The organism is Mucilaginibacter sp. PPCGB 2223, assembly GCF_001705515.1.
In the GTDB taxonomy this organism is placed as follows: domain Bacteria; phylum Bacteroidota; class Bacteroidia; order Sphingobacteriales; family Sphingobacteriaceae; genus Mucilaginibacter.
In genome coordinates this window covers 640819-662007 of the sequence record NZ_MDJS01000003.1, presented here as the reverse complement: position 1 = coordinate 662007, position 21189 = coordinate 640819, and the positions used below count along the sequence as shown (strand labels likewise).

General features: G+C 42.8%; 20 protein-coding genes. 10 read left to right on the top strand and 10 right to left on the bottom strand.

Annotation, left to right across the window (positions count from 1 at the left end):
* Nucleotides 1-36: 36 nt before the first annotated feature.
* Nucleotides 37-741, bottom strand: a complete 705-nt coding sequence (locus BEL04_RS17680) for a hypothetical protein (protein ID WP_139113090.1) — start codon at nucleotides 739-741, stop codon at nucleotides 37-39.
* 179 nt (nucleotides 742-920) lie between these two features.
* On the opposite strand from BEL04_RS17680, the gene BEL04_RS17675 reads away from it, so the two are divergent.
* The 5 genes from BEL04_RS17675 to rplI all read left to right on the top strand — a co-directional run bounded on the left by BEL04_RS17675 (nucleotide 921) and on the right by rplI (nucleotide 5254).
* Nucleotides 921-2621 (top strand): hypothetical protein, encoded by a 1701-nt coding sequence (locus tag BEL04_RS17675; RefSeq protein WP_066006104.1) that lies wholly within the window; start codon nucleotides 921-923, stop codon nucleotides 2619-2621.
* Entirely contained in the window at nucleotides 2593-3618 is a 1026-nt protein-coding gene (locus BEL04_RS17670; RefSeq protein WP_066006103.1) for a hypothetical protein, read from the top strand. The genes BEL04_RS17675 and BEL04_RS17670 overlap by 29 nt, the downstream gene beginning before the upstream one ends.
* Nucleotides 3619-4164: 546 nt before the next feature.
* On the top strand, nucleotides 4165-4530 hold the full coding sequence (gene rpsF, locus BEL04_RS17665; RefSeq protein WP_066006102.1) for a 30S ribosomal protein S6: 366 nt from the start codon (nucleotides 4165-4167) through the stop codon (nucleotides 4528-4530).
* Nucleotides 4530-4793, top strand: coding sequence for a 30S ribosomal protein S18 (gene rpsR / locus BEL04_RS17660; protein WP_066006101.1), 264 nt, complete (start codon nucleotides 4530-4532; stop codon nucleotides 4791-4793). The genes rpsF and rpsR overlap by 1 nt, the downstream gene beginning before the upstream one ends.
* A 17-nt stretch (nucleotides 4794-4810) precedes the next feature.
* Nucleotides 4811-5254, top strand: coding sequence for a 50S ribosomal protein L9 (rplI, locus tag BEL04_RS17655; RefSeq protein WP_066006100.1), 444 nt, complete (start codon nucleotides 4811-4813; stop codon nucleotides 5252-5254).
* Nucleotides 5255-5402: 148 nt separating this feature from the next.
* Here rplI and BEL04_RS17650 read toward each other — a convergent pair whose 3' ends face one another.
* The 4 genes from BEL04_RS17650 to BEL04_RS17635 form a co-directional block, all read right to left on the bottom strand.
* The gene (locus BEL04_RS17650; RefSeq protein WP_066006099.1) at nucleotides 5403-5690 is read right to left on the bottom strand and encodes an RNA-binding protein; all 288 of its coding nucleotides are present in this window, start codon (nucleotides 5688-5690) and stop codon (nucleotides 5403-5405) included.
* Between the two features lie 112 nt (nucleotides 5691-5802).
* On the bottom strand, nucleotides 5803-8619 hold the full coding sequence (locus tag BEL04_RS17645) for a DNA gyrase/topoisomerase IV subunit A (RefSeq protein ID WP_066006098.1): 2817 nt from the start codon (nucleotides 8617-8619) through the stop codon (nucleotides 5803-5805).
* Between the two features lie 184 nt (nucleotides 8620-8803).
* Nucleotides 8804-9031: a GIY-YIG nuclease family protein gene (locus tag BEL04_RS17640; protein ID WP_254659592.1), complete on the bottom strand. Its 228-nt coding sequence runs from the start codon at nucleotides 9029-9031 to the stop codon at nucleotides 8804-8806.
* A 192-nt stretch (nucleotides 9032-9223) separates the two neighbouring features.
* Entirely contained in the window at nucleotides 9224-9736 is a 513-nt protein-coding gene (locus BEL04_RS17635; protein WP_066006097.1) for a YdeI/OmpD-associated family protein, read from the bottom strand.
* A 207-nt stretch (nucleotides 9737-9943) separates the two neighbouring features.
* Between BEL04_RS17635 and BEL04_RS17630 the strand changes: the two genes are divergently transcribed.
* Complete coding sequence (locus tag BEL04_RS17630) at nucleotides 9944-10375, top strand: nuclear transport factor 2 family protein (RefSeq protein ID WP_066006096.1); 432 nt, start codon at nucleotides 9944-9946, stop codon at nucleotides 10373-10375.
* 51 nt (nucleotides 10376-10426) lie between these two features.
* On the opposite strand, the gene BEL04_RS17625 is transcribed toward BEL04_RS17630, so the two are convergent.
* From BEL04_RS17625 to BEL04_RS17615, 3 genes are all read right to left on the bottom strand, one after another.
* Nucleotides 10427-10912 carry a cytidine deaminase gene (locus tag BEL04_RS17625; RefSeq protein WP_066006095.1) on the bottom strand — a complete coding sequence of 162 codons (486 nt, stop codon included), beginning with the start codon at nucleotides 10910-10912 and terminating at the stop codon, nucleotides 10427-10429.
* A 127-nt stretch (nucleotides 10913-11039) separates the two neighbouring features.
* The gene (locus tag BEL04_RS17620) at nucleotides 11040-12926 is read right to left on the bottom strand and encodes a DNA topoisomerase IV subunit B (protein WP_066006094.1); all 1887 of its coding nucleotides are present in this window, start codon (nucleotides 12924-12926) and stop codon (nucleotides 11040-11042) included.
* A gap of 91 nt (nucleotides 12927-13017) precedes the next feature.
* A complete protein-coding gene (locus BEL04_RS17615) occupies nucleotides 13018-13566 on the bottom strand; it encodes a hypothetical protein (protein ID WP_066006093.1) in 549 nt (182 codons plus the stop codon).
* A 153-nt stretch (nucleotides 13567-13719) separates the two neighbouring features.
* Here BEL04_RS17615 and BEL04_RS17610 point away from each other — a divergent pair, with 153 nt between their 5' ends.
* The gene (locus BEL04_RS17610; RefSeq protein ID WP_066006092.1) at nucleotides 13720-15054 is read left to right on the top strand and encodes an APC family permease; all 1335 of its coding nucleotides are present in this window, start codon (nucleotides 13720-13722) and stop codon (nucleotides 15052-15054) included.
* 352 nt (nucleotides 15055-15406) lie between these two features.
* Nucleotides 15407-16561 (top strand): PLP-dependent aspartate aminotransferase family protein, encoded by a 1155-nt coding sequence (locus tag BEL04_RS17600; RefSeq protein ID WP_066006090.1) that lies wholly within the window; start codon nucleotides 15407-15409, stop codon nucleotides 16559-16561.
* Nucleotides 16562-16900: 339 nt separating this feature from the next.
* On the opposite strand, the gene BEL04_RS17595 is transcribed toward BEL04_RS17600, so the two are convergent.
* Entirely contained in the window at nucleotides 16901-18355 is a 1455-nt protein-coding gene (locus tag BEL04_RS17595) for a tetratricopeptide repeat protein (RefSeq protein WP_066006089.1), read from the bottom strand.
* A 258-nt stretch (nucleotides 18356-18613) separates the two neighbouring features.
* Here BEL04_RS17595 and BEL04_RS17590 point away from each other — a divergent pair, with 258 nt between their 5' ends.
* Both BEL04_RS17590 and BEL04_RS17585 read left to right on the top strand, forming a co-directional pair.
* Nucleotides 18614-18946: a hypothetical protein gene (locus BEL04_RS17590; protein WP_066006088.1), complete on the top strand. Its 333-nt coding sequence runs from the start codon at nucleotides 18614-18616 to the stop codon at nucleotides 18944-18946.
* 36 nt (nucleotides 18947-18982) lie between these two features.
* The gene (locus BEL04_RS17585) at nucleotides 18983-20008 is read left to right on the top strand and encodes a tetratricopeptide repeat protein (RefSeq protein ID WP_066006087.1); all 1026 of its coding nucleotides are present in this window, start codon (nucleotides 18983-18985) and stop codon (nucleotides 20006-20008) included.
* Here BEL04_RS17585 and BEL04_RS17580 read toward each other — a convergent pair.
* The gene (locus BEL04_RS17580) at nucleotides 20003-21181 is read right to left on the bottom strand and encodes a nitrate/nitrite transporter (RefSeq protein ID WP_066006086.1); all 1179 of its coding nucleotides are present in this window, start codon (nucleotides 21179-21181) and stop codon (nucleotides 20003-20005) included. The genes BEL04_RS17585 and BEL04_RS17580 overlap by 6 nt on opposite strands.
* Between the last annotated feature and the right edge of the window lie 8 nt (nucleotides 21182-21189).

Below are 21189 nucleotides of genomic sequence, written 5' to 3'. Positions count from 1 at the left end.
ATTGCGGGGGATGTGCAAGCGGTGTTTAAAACGGAGCTATCGCTGCTCCACTGTTTCGAGAGTTATGATTGAAGCAACCGGTTTACGATTTAAAGTTGCTGGTACAAATAACAGGTCATCTTCGGATAAACTTTCCAATTTAATATTATATACTTTTTTGAAACCGTCGGCAGTTATTGCCAACTGGTATGAAGCTAATTTTCCATCAGCTCCGATATCCAATATATGACTAAGTAAATATTGCCCATGACCATTTTCGCGCATATCGTTCTTTGCAGCATCGTAGTTGGCTATGATGAAATCGTGATAACCATAGTTAGTGCCACCAATTTTTATAGGGCAGGTTAATGTATCGGTTGCTAACGGTTTGATATCGTAAGTACATTTAGTTGTACTATCCGGCAAGGTATAAAGTAACTTATCGTGCGTGAAATCATAGTGCTGCTGTACACTTCCATCCTTTCCAAAATAATGCCATACGCCTACTTTCTTTCCATGGTCGTACTTACCCATGGCTATTAAAACTGTTTTGGCAAAAGGCCCGTCATCATAAGCCTGATATACACCCTGCTTTGTTTTTTTATCGCTTTTAAGTACGCTATATTTTTCGGTTAGGTTTACCCGGTCGTGGCTGGTACGGGTTATTGTCTCTTCTTGAGTTACAGGAACATCTTGCGCCCGTGTTACAGCAATGGATAAAAGAAACAATGAGGTGACAAGCAGGTATTTAATGCAGTTCATATCGGCTAATATCAAAAACTAAAAGACAATATCAAAGAAATACATAAAAAAGAAACCATACATTCATAAACCAACGCTTTGAATTTATTGACAGCGACCATATGTTTCAATATTTATATATTATATACTAATATTCAATACCATTCTTAGTATATTGCGATACTAAACTCTCACAAAAAATGGAAAAACATAGTTTTAAAAAACCTTTTAGATTAAGTATCGCACTTAGCATCGTGATCTTATTTTTTGCTATCGGAAGTTGTCGAAAAGAAACTTTCAGACAAGATGTTACTGCGCCAGGTTTATTGAAAAATGAAATTGATTTAATGTCTTTAAAATCTATTTATAGTAGCGATACCTCTGGTAATCGGCTTAATGCCGGTACGACTATGATTACAAACCGAAATGTAAATTGGGACAGGCTTTATTATCACAAGCGAGATAGCAGCAGGGTGATCGAGTTTAACATGCAAGCTGACAATCATTTATGGACCCCAGGTATTTCACCTGAGAAATGCCTCAATAAAAACAGCTTAATATTCTTGGAGTTTGCCAATGGTAAGCGTATGCATTTCTACATGAAAGTTTTTGAGGATTTGACCGCTGATAATATTTCGATGATAAAAAGCGTACATTACAATAGTGTTCCATCGACATTTAACGGACAAGTAATGTATTATAATAGCAACAGGCAATTTGTTAATGGCTATAAGTATGTTAAAGGCCGCATTATTGCCCGTATCAAAAACACTGTTCGAACTGCCGGACACACTAACGAGGTTTTAACATCTCAAAAAAACAGTATAATGTCCGGTTACTGGGCAGATTTTTGTTATGAAGATTATATCCAGGTCTGCTTGCGCACAGACGGTGTGTTGCACGATTGTGCCTGGGAAGATAATCAAACGCAAACATGTTACGCTATGTATATAGATTATGGAACAACACAGGACACCATTGATGGCGACACCGATGGCGGTGGCGGAGGTGGTGGAGGTAGCTCGGATCAAAATTGTCCTGTCGACACAACATCCACACCCCCTCCGTCAGATCCTTCAAATCCATCAGGACCGATAGGTGATATAAATAGTTCAAATTCATTAATTAAAATAAATGGAGGTAACCCAGTTGTGCTTGATATTACTTCGCCTTGTCCGCCGAAAGCCCCCCCTCTTGCAATTAAAACTGACACTATAAACAGGAATTATCCATGCTTTACAACCAAGATACTTAATGTACTCGAGAGTATTAGAGGATATAATGACTTAATAACACCATTCGAGACTAATGCGAAGCCTGATGTGATTTGGAGCGATCATCCATTAGACTGGCATCCAAATGGTGGCGGGCAAACCATGTTGGGTAATGCACAGAGAGATCCGAACTCCTATGCAGGTCTAAGTTCATTAATTACGATGAATGACAACATGCTAAATAACAGTTCGCGGCTAATGATTGCAGCGGTGGCTATCCACGAGACGATACATGCATATATCCGATTTGATCTTAATTATAATAATCCATATTTTCAATGGAATGGTAATTGGTTCGAAAGCTTAGAAGTTTTTATGAATGTTCAAGGCTTGCCATCTAATTATAGAGACCATTACGAAATGTTAACGGATTATTTTAATCGGGCCATAAGCATTTTAGCTTTGTTTGACAATCAAAACCATACACAAAAGGAATATGCAATGGCCATGCTTTATGGATTGGACCAAAGCGGGACAGACGCCACCCCAGATGAACAACTTGAATTGACAAATGAGTATAATTTAATTAAATTAAAGTTTGGAATTTCTCCGACAGATCAAAATAATTTCTATATAGCACAATTAAATGCATCAACAAATGATAAACTTGGATGTACTCACCAATAGGAAAGTTTTTTTCCTGCTATTATTATTTTTTTTAACACATACTGCCATTGCTCAAGAGGCTAAGTACATTGTTTTTGAGGAAAAACCAGGGGGTGGAGAAATGGTGACAAAACCTTTTAAAATAAAGACTACAAATATTGAACTGTCGTCGATTGAGAATAGCTCCCAAAGAATGAGTATATATAATTTCTATTTCAGCAAAAACAGGTTTATACCAGCAGGCCTTGATAAAGAAGCTTTCAGGGAAAGTTATAATGACTACAAAAAAATTAATAATGATATCGTAGTAACCATGACGCCTTTAAATTTTTCCGCAAAAAGTAATATCTCAAAACTTAGTTCCGAAGAGGTAAGGCATCTGGACGTAATGACTCCTGAACAGCTGTTACAGACTGCTATTATTAACTTATATCAGTGTTTTACAGAAGGTGAGATTTCGAGACCCAATAATGCCACGGGTGATATCAAGACAGAAAAAATTAAGTTAATAATTAAAAAAAGCAATGAATATTTTTTAGTAAATTCTCCGGTACTAACAGAATATTACTTGGTTGATGAATGTAGTTATGCTTTTCCAACACAGTATCATTATGGTGAAATTAACACCGCGTCAAATTTATACTCTCAGTATTTTACTTTGAAGGACATTGTTAATTTCAGATTAAAGTACGGACTTATAGATAAAGACAGCAAGTTACTATCCAATAAGATTCTACCAATGCAAATTGATTCAATAGCTGCCATTTATCCCGTAATTGAATACAATACTTATCCATCAAAAGGAATTGGCTCATTCTACTTTTTAACTGGGGTCGGGATAATTAATGGATCTTACGACATTTTTTTAAATGCAGAATTAAAAATGCACCACGATATTGATATACTTGAGCTTGGAAAAATGCAATTTGCTCCCTTAACTATTAACGGCGTTTCCTTTAAAGATTATAGCAAGTTATATAAGAAAACCCATCCTTTCCAAATAAAAGGTGTGGATTAGTTTATACTGTCCATAAATTATCTTTCAAAAGCCAACGACATTGTCGTTGGCTTTTGTTTTACTTCTTAAAACACAGTTTGAAAGATATTTAGAAGTAAAAGCCATACTCTCTTTTATAGTTGCTTTTACGCCGCCAATTTTTTATATCGAAAAATATCGATGTTTTTATTTGAAAAGATAGTTACATCACAACATATTGATTATTAAATATTTAATACAAACACAGGCATTAAAATTCCTGAATTCACAAACATTAAAATTACGGGTTTCCACGGATATGTTTTTTTGCTGCCCTCTTCTATATTTGATATCGACAAAGAGATCAGTTCAATTAATTAAGGGGAAAATCAATTAATCATTTTTTCTTTGTTACTCGGTGTGTTTAAGCGGTGAAGTGCTCAGCTTCACCGCTTTTTTGTTTACAGGGTATGCGGGGCCTGTAAAGCGCTGTAGTTCATTTAAATAAAAGCTTTGCATTTAATTAAAATATACCTACATTTGCATCCCGCTTTTAAAGCGGATAAAACGTTAAAAATCAAAGTTTAAATGCAACAGTACGAAACAGTGATCATTCTGACCCCGTTGCTATCGGTTGAAACAGCTAAAGAGGTTGTAGCTAAATACACCAAGTTGTTAACCGACGGCGGAGCCGAAATTATCCAGGAGGATAATTGGGGTCTGAGAAAATTAGCGTACCCTATCCAAAAGAAAAACACAGGGTACTATCACCTAACCGAATTTAAAGCTCCGGGTGAATTAATCAATAAACTGGAGGTTGAATATCGTCGTGACGAGCGCGTTTTACGTTTTCTGACCATCGCGTTGGATAAACACGCAGTTGCCTACAACGAGAAAAAACGCAGCGGTGCGTTCAACCAGAAAAAAACTAAAACTGAGGAGGTAGCTAAATAATGGCAAACGATCAGATCCAGTACGTTACTGCCCCCAAAGTGGAGGATAACCGTAAAAAATACTGCCGTTTTAAAAAGAACGGTATCAAATACATCGATTACAAAGACGCTAACTTTTTACTAAAATTTGTTAACGAGCAAGGTAAATTGTTACCACGCCGTTTAACCGGTACTTCGTTGAAGTTTCAGCGTAAAGTGGCCCAGGCTGTTAAACGCTCGCGTCACATCGGTTTATTACCTTACGTTACAGATTCGTTAAAATAAGCAGGAGGAAATAAGCAATGGAAGTTATTTTAAAACAAGACGTTAAAAACCTCGGCGAAAAAGACGACGTAGTAAATGTAAAACCAGGCTATGGCCGTAACTTTTTGATCCCGAAAGGTTATGCTATACTGGCTACCGAAAGCGCCCGCAAAGTATTGGCTGAGAACTTAAAACAAGCTCAGTTTAAGCAAGAAAAAATACGCAAAGATGCCGATGATATCGCAGCGCGTTTAGAAGGTGTTACCTTAACTATCGGTGCTAAAGCCGGCGAAACCGGAAAAATCTTCGGTGCTATCAATACCATTCAGGTTGCCGATGCCCTGAAAAAAGAAGGGTTTGATGTTGACCGCCGTCGCATTACTTTCGAAACCGAACCAAAATTTGTTGGCGATTATGTTGCCAATTTAAACTTACATAAAGAAGTTAAAGTTAAGGTTCCGTTTACTGTAGTAGCAGAGTAAGCCCTTAGCCCCCTAAAGGGGGAACAAGGAAAGCATATAAGGCATTTGGTGTAAAAACCGGATGCCTTTTTTGTTTAGCCGGGTTCTATAAAATAAATTCGAAATCCCTCAAAAAAAAATCCCCCGGGTTTTCCGGAGGACCTTTTATTTAAAAACTCTGTGGCTGTTTGCTTTTGGAGCTACCCGACATCTTTGGTTTGTCGTCGGCTTCGGCAACTGATATGCGCCTACCGTAATAATCGGCGCCATTCATGTTCTCGATGGCTTCGCGCGCCTCATCATCGTTAACCATCTCAACAAAGCCAAAACCACGGCTTTTTCCTGTTTCTTTGTCGCGCACTATGCGCAATGAGCGCACTTGTCCGAAGTCTTCAAAAACAGCTGTCAATTCTTCCTCTTCAACCTGGAAAGGCAGGCCTGCAATAAATATCTTCATTAAAATATAAAAATTTCACAAAGATACCCATAATAGCCGCGCGAATTGTAATGGCAATGTCTAATCATCGCAACAATTACAAAAACGTCAGCGTTTTATTAAATAAATCATACTAAAACAACCCCAGCTGCCCTTTATCATCTATATCCAGCTCGTCGGGGTTAGTTATTTCAAAATCTATTTTCTTAACCGGCTTAGGTTCGGCCGGAGTCTCCGGTGTTTTTTCTTCGTTTGTCTGTACCGGTTTATTGCCGGCAACAGGTTTTGCCGCTGCTTCTGCATTATTTTCAGCCGCTGCTGTGTCATCTTCGCCGGTGTCATTAGCAACGGTATCTACAGGTGCTGAAGTTATCGACTGATCGACCTCGTTTACGTCAATACCGTCAACCTCTTCTTCTTCACCGTTTACCGGTACCGTCTCTGCTGCTTCATCCTCTTCTGCCGGTATCAGCTCTACACTTTTTATCTCGTGCTGCGACAGGCGGTTGCCTTGTGCCTTGAAGCCTTTTACATCAATCACTTCGGATAAGTTGATTTCGATAGTTTCGGGTGTGAGCGATTTGCCTTTCAGCTGATCTACTTTTACAACCGGCTGTGCTGCACCCGATATCAGGATCATTTTTGAGCCGCTTTCATCGCTGATAAAGCTTACCTGTTTACCGGTTACCTGCTGCTCAAACACAAAACGTTTTACAAAGTAGTTTTTCGATTTTCCATCATAATGTACCACCGAGTAAACGTGCTCGGGCTTGTATTTCTGGATGAGCACCATCTTATCATCAAAATGGTTAGTCAGGTCGAAGCTGGTGAGCTCGTATACACCACTGCTCAATACCGTCAATATCTTGTCATCCCCGTCGAACTCGCCGAGGTATTTACCGCGCGCATCAACATTAAGGCGTTTCAGTATCTCATCGTACCATATTTTACGGCCGGCCAGCGTTGATACGCCTTTCGATTTCAGGATAATCTTTTTAACCGGGTATTTGGTTACGATGTTACCCATCGAGCCCCGGCCTTTGATAGCAATTTCGGCAAAATCCTGGTCGAATTGTAATTTCTTTAATTTGCTGTGTGGCTTAAGCTGTATATTCACCACCTCGGCCTCACCGTTGGGGTTGGCGCTGAAATATAGCATTTTAGACCCTTTGGTACCCTTGGTCAAATCGTATTCCTTATCGCGGGTAACGCCCAGTACCGAGAAGCGCTTGATGTACGATGTACCGTTGCCGCCGTCCCTGTAAATCATGTTATACACGGTACGTTCATCATTCTTCTTAAATATGCCAACATGGCAAATATCCTTACCCACAAACACCTTATCCTGCACCTTGGTGATAAGACACTTGCCGTCTTCGCGGAAAACAATGATCTCGTCGAGATCGGAGCAATCGCAAACAAACTCATCTTTCTTTAAACCCGTACCGATGAAGCCATCTTCACGGTTTACATACAGCTTCACGTTAGCCAGTGCTACCTGCGATGCTTCTACCTTATCAAAGGTACGCAGTTCGGTTTTGCGGCCGCGATCTTTACCATATTTATCCTTCAGTTTCTGGAACCAGGCAATAGCATAATCCGTCAGGTGTTTCAGGTGATGGTTCACCTCTTTGATCTCGGCCTCAAGCGCTTTCATCTGCTCGTCGGCCTTCTTCACATCAAAACGGGTAATGCTGCTCATCGGTTTATCGATCAGCTTTTTATAATCCTCCGGAGTAATAACACGGTAGAATTGTGAGAAGAAAGGTTCGAACAAAGTATTCAATACTTCAACTACGTTCTCAAAGTTTACCGAAGTTTCGTAAGCCGGGTTTTTATACATCCCTTCCTGGATGAAGATCTTCAATAATGAGCTGAAGAATATCTTTTCCTTCAAGTCATTCAGCCTGATCTGCAGCTCCAGTTTCAGCAGTTCTTTGGTGTGATGCGTGCTTTCGGTAAGCATATCGTTCACACTCATAAAACGCGGCTTATCATCGTGGATAACGCAGGTATTCGGCGAGATAGAAACTTCACAATCGGTAAAGGCATACAGTGCGTCGATAGTTACATCGGGCGAGATACCTGGAGCCAGGTGGATCATGATCTCTACATCCTTTGCTGTATTATCCTCGATCTTTTTGATCTTGATCTTGCCCTTATCGTTGGCTGCAATGATGCTGTCTATCAGGCTCCCGGTAGTGGTGCTGAAGGGTATTTCGGTAATGGCCAGCGTTTTTTTATCGCGCTCAACAATACGGGCCCGTACGCGTATCTTACCGCCCCTTTGCCCTTCGTTATAATTAGAAGCATCGGCGAGGCCCGCTGTCGGAAAGTCGGGCAAAAGGTTTGGCCTTTCGCCACGGAGCACCGCTATAGAAGCATCGAGCAATTCGACAAAATTATGCGGTAATATTTTGGTGGCAAGGCCCACGGCAATACCTTCGGCGCCCTGGGCCAGCAAAAGCGGGAACTTAACCGGCAGGGTGATCGGCTCGCGATTGCGGCCATCATAGCTCGATTGCCAGTCGGTAGTATCGGGGTTAAAAGCGACATCAAGTGCAAACTTCGACAGGCGCGCTTCGATATAACGCGGAGCTGCGGCCGAGTCGCCGGTAAGGATGTTCCCCCAGTTTCCCTGGCAATCGATCATCAGGTTCTTCTGACCTATCTGCACCATGGCATCGCCGATAGAAGCATCGCCATGCGGGTGATACTTCATAGTATTGCCGATAACGTTGGCTGCTTTGTTAAAACGGCCGTCGTCCATCTCCTTAAGCGAGTGAAGTATACGGCGCTGTACCGGCTTTAAACCATCGTAAATGTGAGGTACCGCACGATCGAGAATAACGTACGAAGCGTAATCGAGGAACCAGTTTTCGTATAACCCGTCGAGCGAGGTGATGTTATGCAATATTTCGTTGTTATTTGGGCTTTGTTCTTCGCTCATCCTTAACCTTTAATCGATAAAAACAGATGGGTAAAGATAATGCTTAACTACAAATTTTAGCAGCGGAATTTATTCACATTGCGGGGTAAAAGGTGAATAAATAAACCAGACCTGTCATTTCGAGCGAGCATGCCCGGGCTGTGTGTGAGCGCGACGAGAGATCTTTACCAAGCGCATCCTTCAGCTACTCATTCCCTATTTCCTTATTGAGAAATACCCGATCAGGATTGGTAGACTCTATTAGTTTATCTTTCTTCTCACGACGCCATTTCTTTATCTCTTTCTCCCGGGCAATCGCATGATCGATATGTGTGAAATGCTCGTAATACACTAATAGGTAACAATGGTATTTACCCGTAAACGATTTATTAGTCCCGGCACTTTCCTTGTGTTGGTATAAACGGGCATTCAAATCATTAGTAACTCCAACATATAATGTGGTTTTATCAGGTTGGTCAGGATGTACACGTAAAAGTTGTAGTTTCTCATTCCGATGCGTATAACGTACTCTGCATAGCTCGCCTGGTTATCGGTAAAGATTTCTCGTCGCACCCGGCGCACAATGCCAGCCCGTGCTCGCTCGAAATGACAATTTTGATTAAGCTCACATCTTCTCTCTCTTCAACGACCTGATCATCTGCCCGTAATCCATCCGGCGGGCCATCGCGTTGATGGTATGGATAATGCGCTTTTCGCGCGTAGGGTTGGTTTTGGCACCGTCAATCCATTTTACAAAATAATCGCGGTGGCTTTTGGCCAGGCTCATAAAAAAGGCAAAGGCTTCGGGGTCGTCGTCAAAACATTCCTGCAGATCGGCCGGTACCTCTATTTTAAAATCGGTATCCTCTTCAATAACCAGGCGCACCATGGCGCCTTCTTCTTTATGTATCGCTTTGCGCACATCGGCTTTTAACGCCAAAATAAAATTACCATCGCCCATGGGCATCAGGGCCATTCCTTTGATGGGGGTGGCATCGAGCATTCCGCGTATGCGGAATGATTTTTTATTGTTGGGTTTTAGTTGCTGCGCAATATCGGCAGGTATATCGATATAGCGCCAGCCGGTTTTCTCGCCCTGGTCGCCAAACTTGAGTATGATGGCGGTAAAATCAACCATAAAATAAATATAGTGTGCTGCAGGTGTTAACGCAAAATAAATTTAATCCCTTTTCACCGACGGAAATCCGTGGTTTACCGAGTTTATTTGTTAAATGTTTGTTAAATCGGCTCAATCGGATGCAATTGGTGTAACGTTATTTTTTGCCGGACGTCTTATAATCAAAACAACAACAAAAATTAATAGATATCCTAAATTTCAAAAATCATGAAAACTCTAAAAACAATCGCATTAGCTTTAATATTAGTAGTAACCTTTGGCGCTGCAAAAGCAAACCCTGTTAAAGCCGACAATGAAATGTTAACTGTTAGCCACGCTGTTAACACCTATGTAAACGCCATGGTACATGGCCAGGTAAACGACCTTGCAGTAGTTATCGATGCCAACGCAAAATTCACTATGCTGCGCGGCAAAAAAATGTTAAGCTTTACCAAAGCCGAGATCCTGGGTTCGGTACAGGAAAACGAAAATGTTGACCAGGACTGTACCACCACCACCACGGTAAGAGAAAGCAACAGCGACCTGACCGTAGTTAAGGTTGATATGAAATATGCCGGTTTTACCCGCACCAACTATGTAACTTTGGCCAACACAACTGATGGCTGGAAAATCACAAACGTTTATTCAGTGTTTAAATAAAAATAGGTTAGTTTTAAGGTGAAAAAAGCGCGCGGGTAACCGGGCGCTTTTTTATTTTAAGCGGTCTTCAAAAAACAGGAAGGGTAAAAAACTTTGCACGCCGCTGGTTTTCCATATTTGTCCTTTCTGACAATATAATATCACATCCATAGCCTGGCCCTGTATGTTCTCGCACTCGGCAAATACCTGCAGGCAGGCTCCGCAAGGCGTTACAGGTTTTAATAACTCGAAATTATCCGTATGCGCGGTTACAGCAATGCAGTCGATAGGGTCGCTGGCATGGTTGGCGCTCCAGTTAAACAAAGCCACGCGCTCGGCGCAAAGGCCCGAAGGATAGGCTACATTTTCCTGGTTGCTGCCATAGAGTATTTTACCGCTTTTTAATCGTAATGCGGCCCCCACCCTGAATTCTGAATACGGCGAGTGTGAGCCGCTCATCGCCTTTACGGCCTCAAGGCAAAGCTGTTTATCCGGTTGCGGTAATTCGTCGATATGGTTGTATTCTTCAAACGCTATCCGTATTTCTTTGTTCGTCATAAGCCTCTCGTCGCCTCCTCCAAATGAGAGGGTCCTTTTTTTAAATGTATAAAAAAATCCCCTTGCTTAAAAAAACAAGGGGATACAATATAAGGACTTTTTGTAAATAACAAATAAATTACTGTATTTAAACAGCTACGGGCAATGTATCCAATTCGGCGATAGTCGGGTTAATGCTTTCATCATCTTTTTCTATACGCAGGTTATTTACGATGTGTAACTGCCTGTCGGGCGTGTTCTTGCCCATAAAATATTCCAGTAGGCCTTTGATGTTGGCATCTTTTAAAATAACCGGGTCGAGGCGGATATCCTTGCCGATAAACAGGCCAAACTCCTCGGGCGATATCTCACCCAAACCTTTAAACCGGGTTATCTCGGGCTTATTGCCTAATTTTGCGATAGCGTTTCTGCGCTCTTCGTCGCTATAGCAATAGATGGTTTCCTTTTTGTTACGTACCCTGAATAGCGGCGTTTGCAGGATGGATACGTGCCCGGCCTTCACCAGGTCGGGGAAAAACTGCAGGAAGAAAGTCATTAGCAGCAGGCGGATGTGCATGCCATCGACGTCGGCATCGGTTGCGATCACGATATTGTTGTAACGCACATTCTCGATACCGTCCTCAATATTCAAGGCATGCTGCAGCAGGTTAAATTCCTCGTTTTCGTACACCACCTTTTTGGTTAAACCGAAGCAATTCAGCGGCTTGCCTTTTAAGCTGAATACAGCCTGTGTCATCACATCGCGCGATTGGGTGATGGAACCGCTGGCCGAATCACCTTCGGTAATGAACAGCGTAGTTTCCTGTTTGCGCTCGTGCTGATCGTCGAAATGGATCTTGCAATCGCGCAGTTTGCGGTTATGCAGTGATGCTTTTTTGGCGCGTTCGTTAGCGAGCTTTTTGATACCGGCTATATCCTTACGCTCACGTTCAGACTGTAATATCCGGGCTTTTAACGCTTCGGCAACAGCTGCGTTCTTATGCAGGTAATCATCCAGTTCCTTCTTAACAAAATCACCTATAAATGTCCGCACCGTAGGGCCGTCCGGGCCGACGCTTTGCGAACCCAGCTTGGTTTTGGTTTGCGATTCGAAAACCGGCTCCTGTACTTTAATGGCAATAGCAGCTACAATAGAAGCACGGATATCCGCGGCATCGTAATCCTTATCATAAAATTCACGGATGGTTTTTACCACCGCTTCGCGGAAAGCTGCCTGGTGCGTACCGCCCTGCGTAGTGTGCTGGCCGTTTACAAACGAGTAATATTCCTCGCCGTATTGCTGGCCGTGCGTCATGGCAATCTCGATATCGGGCCCTTTGAGATGGATGATCGGGTACCTGTTATTTTCGACGTTGGTTTTTTTGCTTAACAGATCATAAAGTCCTCTTTCTGAAAAGAACTTTGTACCGTTAAAATTGATGGTAAGGCCCGAGTTGAGGTATACATAGTTCCAGATCATGTTATCAACAAACTCCGGAATGAAGTGGTAATGGCGGAAGATGGTATCGTCGGGCGTGAAGTTGATGGCGGTACCGTTACGTTGTGTAGTTTCTTTTTCGGGCTCATCGCGAACCAGTTCACCTTTGGCAAACTCGGCAATTTTGGTTTTCCCGTCGCGGTATGATTGTACGGTAAACGAGTTCGACAAAGCGTTCACCGCCTTGGTACCCACACCATTTAAGCCGACTGATTTTTGAAATGCCTTGCTATCATATTTACCACCGGTATTGATCTTGGATACGCAATCGATCACCTTACCCAGGGGAATGCCCCGGCCATAATCGCGCACGGCAACCTTTTGGTCGCTCATGTTAATATCAATAGTACGGCCCGCTCCCATCACAAACTCATCTATCGAGTTATCTACAATCTCCTTCAGCAACACGTATATGCCGTCGTCATAAGCCGAACCGTCGCCTAACTTACCGATGTACATACCGGGCCGCAGGCGGATGTGCTCTTTCCAGTCTAACGAGCGTATACTGTCATTATCATAATTTACATTTTCAGCCATTTTACAAATATAAAGGTGTTAAGCGAAGCACGGGGCAATAATACTCCACATTGTGTTGATATCGCAAATTTTGAGGATAGCTCTGGCGAACTTAGTTAAATTTAATGCAATCCTTCAGCTTATTGATGTTTTTGAAGAAAGCCGGCCCGCGCTCATTACTAAAACAGGCAACACATATATTGCCGTAATGATTTTTTTGCAACACAACCATTAGCCCATATTGGTAATGATTGGTTTCGGGCGAATCGGCAAGGCTAAAAAAATACGAACGCCCCAGGTCGGCATTATATTGCTGCAAATAACTGGGGGGCACAGGGCGTAAAAAAACACGTCCGTCGCCCGCCAGGGCTTTAACCTCGGTTGCGGCGACTTTACTGTACAGCGAGTCGGGGTTGATTTTATCGCCTTTATTTTTTTCAAAATTTTTCCAATCACTTTTTAAAGAGTTTACCTGGAAACGAACCTCGAAATCGGCATCGGATAGTTTTAAAGCATAATTGCAGGAGAATTTATCGCTGGCGTTGGGTTTTAACTCGTCGAACCCATCAGGCGGAACAAAAGTTGCGTTGATATTGGCTAAAAGCTCCCTGAATACTTTCAGATCGCGGCCTGTAGGTTGGGTTTGCTGGCCAACAGCCATCGGTTTAAAAATAGTTAGGGATAAAAGCAAGAAAATGAATATACTTACCTTTTTAAAATTCATCTTTTAAGCGCAGTCAGTTTGGGTAGACGCTTACTTCAAAATTAAAATTTTATTTTAGAAAAATAAATCAGACCTCAACAAATTTACACCATGAGTATAAAGCCAAGGCTTAACCGGTTCGACCTGACCATGATCGTCATAAGCCTGGTGATCGGTATGGGTATTTTTGCCAACCCCAGCGAAGTTGCCGTCCGTGCAGGCAGCGCCTGGATATTTTTTGGCGCCTGGATATTCGGCGGTATCGTTACGCTTTGCGGCGCGCTCACTTTTGCCGAAATTGGCGCGCGTTACCCGGCTGCCGGTGGGTTTTATAAAGTGTTCTCTTATTGCTATCACCCGGCTTTTGCTTTTATGATCAACTGGGTATTGATCATCAGCAACGCAGCGTCTGTAGCGGTAGTAGCCATCATCGGCGCTAACTATATTAACCCCGTATTGCTACCCGCTGATATGCAAACAGCTTTATGGGTAAAAATCGTAGCCCTGGCATCGGTGCTCATTTTGTATGTGCTGGCATTTTTAGGCATCAAGGTAAGCGCACGCACGCAAAACCTGCTTACGTTGTTTAAGGTATTAGCTATCGTCGTATTATGCACCGCAGTTTTTATGCACGATGACAGCCATGTAGTGGTAACCGGCATCCTGCACAGCGGCAGCCTGATAACGGCATTGGGCTTAAGTTTGGTGCCTATATTTTTTACTTACGGAGGCTACCAGCAAACCATCAACTTCGGCGGCGATATTATTGAACCCAAAACCAACATCCCTAAAGGCATCAGGGTTGGCATATCGGTGGTGATCCTGCTTTACCTTTCGATCAATTTTTCGTATTATAAAATTTTAGGTTTGGGAGGCTTACAACAAACTACTACCCTGGCAGCGACTATGGCCGGGGTTATTTTTGGCAGTATCGGCTCTAAAATAGCCTCGATACTGATGTTTGCTTCGGTGCTGGCTTATATCAATGTAAACGTTATGGCCAACCCACGGGTGTATTATGCCATGAGCGAAGATGGTATTTTGCCTTACATCTTCCGCAAGGTAAACCCCAGAACACAGGTGCAGGAGTTTGGCGTAAGCTTTTTTGTACTGAGCATCCTGGTTATTTTGTTTTTTGCCGACAGCTTTCGCAAGATGCTGGATTACGTGATGTTTTTTGATACCATCGGGCTATCGCTCGCCGCGCTATCGATCTTTATCCTGCGTAAAAAAACGAAGCAGATGGATGGTACAGGTATTTATACCATTAAATGGTTTCCTTGGGTGCCTTTGATTTTTATTCTGAGCTACTGGTTTGTTACCGTTAATATTTTTGTAAATAATCCGTCTGCGGCAGTAATTTGCTTAAGCACATTTGCTGTAGGATTGGTGATCTATTATGCAAGTACGTATAACAAACGCGATAAAACTGCAGATGATTTCTGAAAAAAGGCTAAAGGTTTATAAGTGGACAGCTCTTTGTTTTTTGATATTCGAAAGCTTAACGTTGCTGTTATGGATATACGTAAACTTTGATTTTTTGAAAACAGTAGCTGAACCCGCAGATAAAACATCCGCTTTTACACCCTTCAGAGAGTTTCTTTTACCTGTTATTGAGATCGGTATATATAATGGCTTCTTCCTGATAGTTACATTCAATATTGTGCGCAAAATGATGCGATCAAAACCAATAAAGTATCTAAAAGCTAAACTGATCCTTATATTTATCTTCATGATACTTCCGGCTATCGGGGTATTGTATCTTTCAAAGGTGTTACATTAATTGAAATATAATTCAATGGACATTTCCTACATCCTAAACGAGCTTGGCGAAGATCGCGAAAACTATTTTAATGCGGTATCGCCGCCTATTATCCAGACCAGCAATTTTACCTTTAATTCGGTTGCCGCTTTTCGCGATGCTTTGACCGATGAATACGAGCATACACTTTACTCACGCGGCGATAATCCTACTCTGAAAATATTGCGCCAAAAACTGGCCGCTTTGGATGGAGCCGAGGATGCACTGGTTTTCAGCAGCGGGGTTGCAGCTACCAGCATACCGGTATTGGCCCTGCTCAAACAAGGCGACCACGTTGTCTGTGTTGAAAATCCTTACAGTTGGACGATCAGGCTCTTTCGCGATATCATGCCAAAATTCGGCGTCACCTGCACTTTTGTGGATGGCACCGAGGTTAAGAACTTCGAAGAAGCCTTGCAGGAGAACACCCGGATGATCTATCTCGAAAGCCCGAACACTTTTAGTTATGAATTGCAGGATATTGAAGCTATCGCCAAACTGGCTAAATCGAGAGGCATTGTTACCATGATCGATAACTCGTACTGCGGGCCGCTTTATCAGCGCCCTATCGAATTGGGTATTGACCTGGTAATGCAAACAGCAACCAAATATATAGGCGGGCATTCGGACGTGGTGGCCGGCGTAGTTACCGGCAAACGCGATATGTTGAAGAAAATCTTCGAACTTGAATTTATGGCCATTGGTGCTATCCTTTCGCCGCACTCGGCCTGGCTGCTCATCAGGGGCTTGCGCACCCTGCCTTTGCGGCAAAACAAGAGTTTTGAAAGTACCAAAGTGATTACAGCCTGGCTGAAAAATCACTCCAAGATCGATAAAGTGATCTGGCCGTTTGATCCCGGCTTTAAGCAATCGGCCTTAGCCAAAAAACAAATGAAGGGTTGTGGCGGCCTGTTCAGCTTTACGCTGAAAAACTCATCGGCGGAAAGCATCGAGGCTTTTTGCAATAAACTACAGCATATTTTAATGGCCGTATCCTGGGGCGGGCACGAAAGTTTGATCATCCCATCCATAGCCGGTATCCCGGTTGCGGATTATAATGCCGCTAACCCGCGCCATCAATTAATCAGGATGTATGTGGGGTTGGAAGAGCCTGAATACCTGATCAAAGATATTGAACGGGCATTGGGTTGATTTGTCGGTGAGGACGATGCTGAATTTATTTTACTCCTGTCCACACTAAATTAAATATATTTTAGATATTCAGATGACAGAGACGAGTAATGCTTTCGAGATAAGAGATATATACGTTTAATATAAGCATTTGTATAGTGTAAAGTAGCCCATGAATTCACTTAAGACCCGGTTTTTTATCGAAAGTCAGCTCTGTCGGTTGAGTTATCACCTCAAATACCGACGGGTTATTCCCGTTTTTTGATTCGTGTTTTCGTAGACCGGGTGGGTGCTTAAGCTGCTGCATCTGATGCCAACAATGGTGGTAGATTTTGTTCAATTTAAATCCAAATCTGCCAATTAGTTAACGGTAGCCGGGCTCAATGCCGCCTGGCTAACCGGGAGCTGGCAATTCACAGCTAACTCGGGTGTATGTTTTTTACCATAGGTTATCTTAATGGTATTTTTGCCCATGGGGACCTGTACAAGCGCCCTGTACTCGTATTCATAGGTTTCAGTTGCATTATTGAGTTGGGCGTCGGGGGTAGCAACTACATTAACCTTGCCGATATCGGCAACGGCTTGGTTATTGATCATCAACCTGATATTTTGTTTGTTGACAGGCTGCGCCGAAAGCACCTTTACCCGCACCAACAATTGCTGCCTGTTTACTTCGATGGCACCATGATACAGCTTATTTACATCTTCAACCGGGCTTATCCATTGCAATACGTTACAATCGGCTTTGGTATGCTGCTTTAAAGCATAAAGGGCCTCGTTGCTATATTGATAGTAAGGCTTGTACATGCTTCCTCCTTTAGTTACCGCCCTGTTATAATACAACACTGCATGTCTGTAGTCGGCCGATTTAAAATATGCAAAGCCTAAACTGTTATACGCCCGTGCATCAGTCGAATCGATCGCGATGGCTTTATTAATAGCTTTTATAGCGGCTTTAAAATCGTGCAGGCTTAGTTTAAGTTCGCCTAAGTTCAAATACGCATAGGCATTGCTTTCATCAAGATCGATAGCTGTTTCATAATCAACCTCCGCATCATTAAAACTACCCGACTTAAATTCGGCCAGACCCCTGTTAGTAAATGCTTTTGACGATTTTGGCGAGAATTTGAGCGCTCTCGAATACTCAGTTATAGCATCCGCATAATTTCCCTGCCATAAGTATACCGAGCCTTTGTTGTTGTAAGCATTCTCGTAGTTAGGGTTGAGTTCGATACATCGATCAAAATCGGCAATCGCTTCGGTGTAGTAACCCAGTTTCATCTTTTCGTAACCGCGGTTATTGTAGGCAATAAAGTTTTTGCCATCCAACTCAATCACCTTGTTATTATCTTCTATCGCTTCACCATACAGTTCCAGGCTGCTTTTGGCGTTGGCGCGATTAACATAGGCGGCAATGTAACTATCTTTTAAAGCAATGGCTTTATTATAATCGATGATGGCCTCGTTGTAAAGCTTCATTTTTTTATAAGCATCGCCACGATTGAGATAGAATGAAGGGTTACGCGGAGCAATGGCAATAGCCTTGTTATAATCAGCCATAGCTTTCTTATCAAGATCCAGATCGTGATAGGCCCTGCCCCTTACCACATAAGCCATAGCGCTAAGTGAGTCGCGGCTGAGCGCCTTATTGCAATCGTCTATCGCGGCTTTATAGTCTCCGCTGTTTTCTTTGGTGATAGCGCTGTTGATATACACCTCGGTGGGGCTTAATTGCAAACTCTGGGCATTGAGCATCGAAATGTAAAATGCAAAAAGGACAGTGAAGATATACACCGGTTTTAACAAGTGCTTCATGCTCAGAGAATAAATTAACGCCCGGTTTATACTGGTTTGCTTGGCAATTATACCACTAAGGTACAAATAGTATGCTACTTTTCAACAATTTTAATGTTGTTATAATCTTAACGTTAATTTCAAAGGATTAGTTTTTAGTCGTCACTCCGTTAAATTTTTAAATCCTGGTTATATGCAATAAACGTATATTAAAAAAATTTGCAACTAATTTTTATTATTTGAAATTTTACCGGTTACAAAGTATAGCCAATACACACCTTGGAGAATAACGGTTTAGACAGGCATAGCACTCCCGAAAAAGTAACTGCTATTGTAATCATCTTTGCTCTCTTACTATTCCCCGCAAAGCTGATCTATTATGATACGGGGGGGATAAACGCATTTAAAATTATCTTCCCGGTTATATTAATAGGGATTGCCATAGCCTTGGCCATTTTTAAAGATGTCCGTAACGCGCTTTTTGAAAAATGGCTCAGAATGATGCTTTATGCACCTATCCTGATTATCATACTCATTGTGGTGGGCATCATCGTATATTTCTTCCAGGTAATATTCCAAGCCGGGCCTCTGGACGGAGGCGCCGGCGAATGACCTGCCTTTTTTTGTTTTAATTTGTAGCTTTAAAGCGTGAAAGCCGTAATCGCCAGGTTATTTTTTACCGTGTTTGCCTTGTGCTGCATTTGCCTGCAAGCTATTGGGCAAAGTAACGATCTGATCAAAGAGGGTATCACCCTGCATAATCAGGGTAAATATGCCGAGGCCATCGATAAATTTAACGAGGTGTTAAAAACCGATCCCGAAAACGGTTATGCCAACTACGAGATTGCCTTTTCTCTGTATGCCTCAAAAAAACCGCAGGATGCTATCCCGCATCTCGAAAAGGCTGTCAGGTCCGACAATAAATCATTAAGTGTAACCGCTTATTGTTTGCTGGCAAGTATTTACGATGATGCCAATCAATCGCAAAAAGCCATCGAAACTTATGGCGAGGCCATTAAGCTCGATCCTGCTTATCCACAGATCTATTATAACCTTGGCCTGGCTTATTTCAGGAACAGGCAATATACCGAAGCCGAAAACAGCGCTATCGAAGCCATCAAACACAATCCTAAAAATGCCAGCAGCCAGCGGTTGTATGCATTGGTTTGCTTTCATCAAAACAAAAGAGCGAATGCCCTTTTAGGCTTTTGCAGCTTTTTGATGCTGGAGCCCGCCGGGCCGCGGGCCGCTGAAACTTACGGCAACATCCAGCATATTATGCAGGGCGGGGTATTAACCGATGCCAAAGGCAATACCGCCATAACGCTTTCGCCGCAGCAGGACAAAGAGATCAATGCCCTTAACCTGGGGATATCGTTAACGGTTAAATCGGCGCAAGCCAAAAAGCTTACCGGCGCCGATCTGTTAGAATATGAGCTGAAGAATATTTTTACATTAATCGGCCAGCTATCCGAAAAGAAAACCGACAAAAGTTTTTTCGATGATTTTTTCGCCGGCTACTTTTATAAACTTGCCCAAAGCACTAATATGCCTGCCTTTACCCGCACTGTCGTCTTAGCTACTGATAAAACAACTGCCGCCTGGACTGCTCAAAACCAGCAACAGGTAACTGCGCTCAATGATTGGATAAAAACTACCGAAAGAGGCTTATGAGATTTTTGTAGCCGGCCTGCTATTTCTGGCCAAGGCCATCAGCCCTAACACCGGCCCGGTAGCAAGCAGCATGTAAATGTATTGTGCATTCATGTCGGTGCGCAACGCTGTAATCAATTGAATGCTGACGATGGTAATCCCAAAACCCACGCAATTGACAATAGTGAGTGATGTTCCTTTGGTTGCAGGCGGGGCGCTTTGTGCTATGAGCGTTGAGAATAAAGGCGAATCGGCGATGACGGCCGCACTCCACACAAATAAAAAGATCAGCAGCACGGTGGCCGACTCGTTAAATAATACCAGCGGCGACAGCATACAACATAGACAGGATACCGACAATGCTATTGAAGCTACCTTTTTTGCCCCGAAACGATGTGAGATCAGACCGCTGAAAACACAGGCAAAACTGCCCGCTAAAATAATGAGGAACGAAAGCAACGATACTTTAAGTTGTGCCGCAGGGTAATGACGATTGTACGTGGTTAAAATAACCGGTACAAATACCCAAAAGGCGTACAGTTCCCACATGTGGCCAAAATAGCCTAACGCTGCCGCCCGGAACCCGCTGTTGCGGAAGCTTTTTAAAAACGAGTTGAGTTTGGGTTTTTGACCCGCTTTGCGGTATGGCCCGTCGGGGACGAGCAACAGCATGGCCACTCCACCCAACACCGAAAGTACTGATGTTGCATAGATCACGTACCGCCAGGGAAGGCCGGTCATGATGCTTTTTAAAAAATGGGGGAAGGACGTACCAAGCACCAGCGCACCAACCAAAAAACCAAGAGATTTACCCAGGCCATGTTCGTAATGGTCGGCGGCTATCTTCATCCCTACGGGATAAATTCCCGCAAGGAAAAACCCGGTTAAGAAACGACATAACAATAATCCGGACACATGAATACCATCCGAGCTGACAGGCATGTTGATGACGGCAGCTACGATCGCACAAACAAAAAAAACCTTTGAGGGCGAAAACCTGTCGGCGATGCTCAGGATAGCGAAAATTAAGGTACCGGTAATAAAACCTGCCTGCACCGCACTGGTCAGATAAGCCAGGTAAGCGGCATCAATATGCAATTGCTTCACCAGGTCGGCTATGATGGCGTTGCCCGCAAACCATAACGATGTACAAAAAAATTGGGCAATAACAATGGCGGGTAAAATACGCTTCATATTCAATA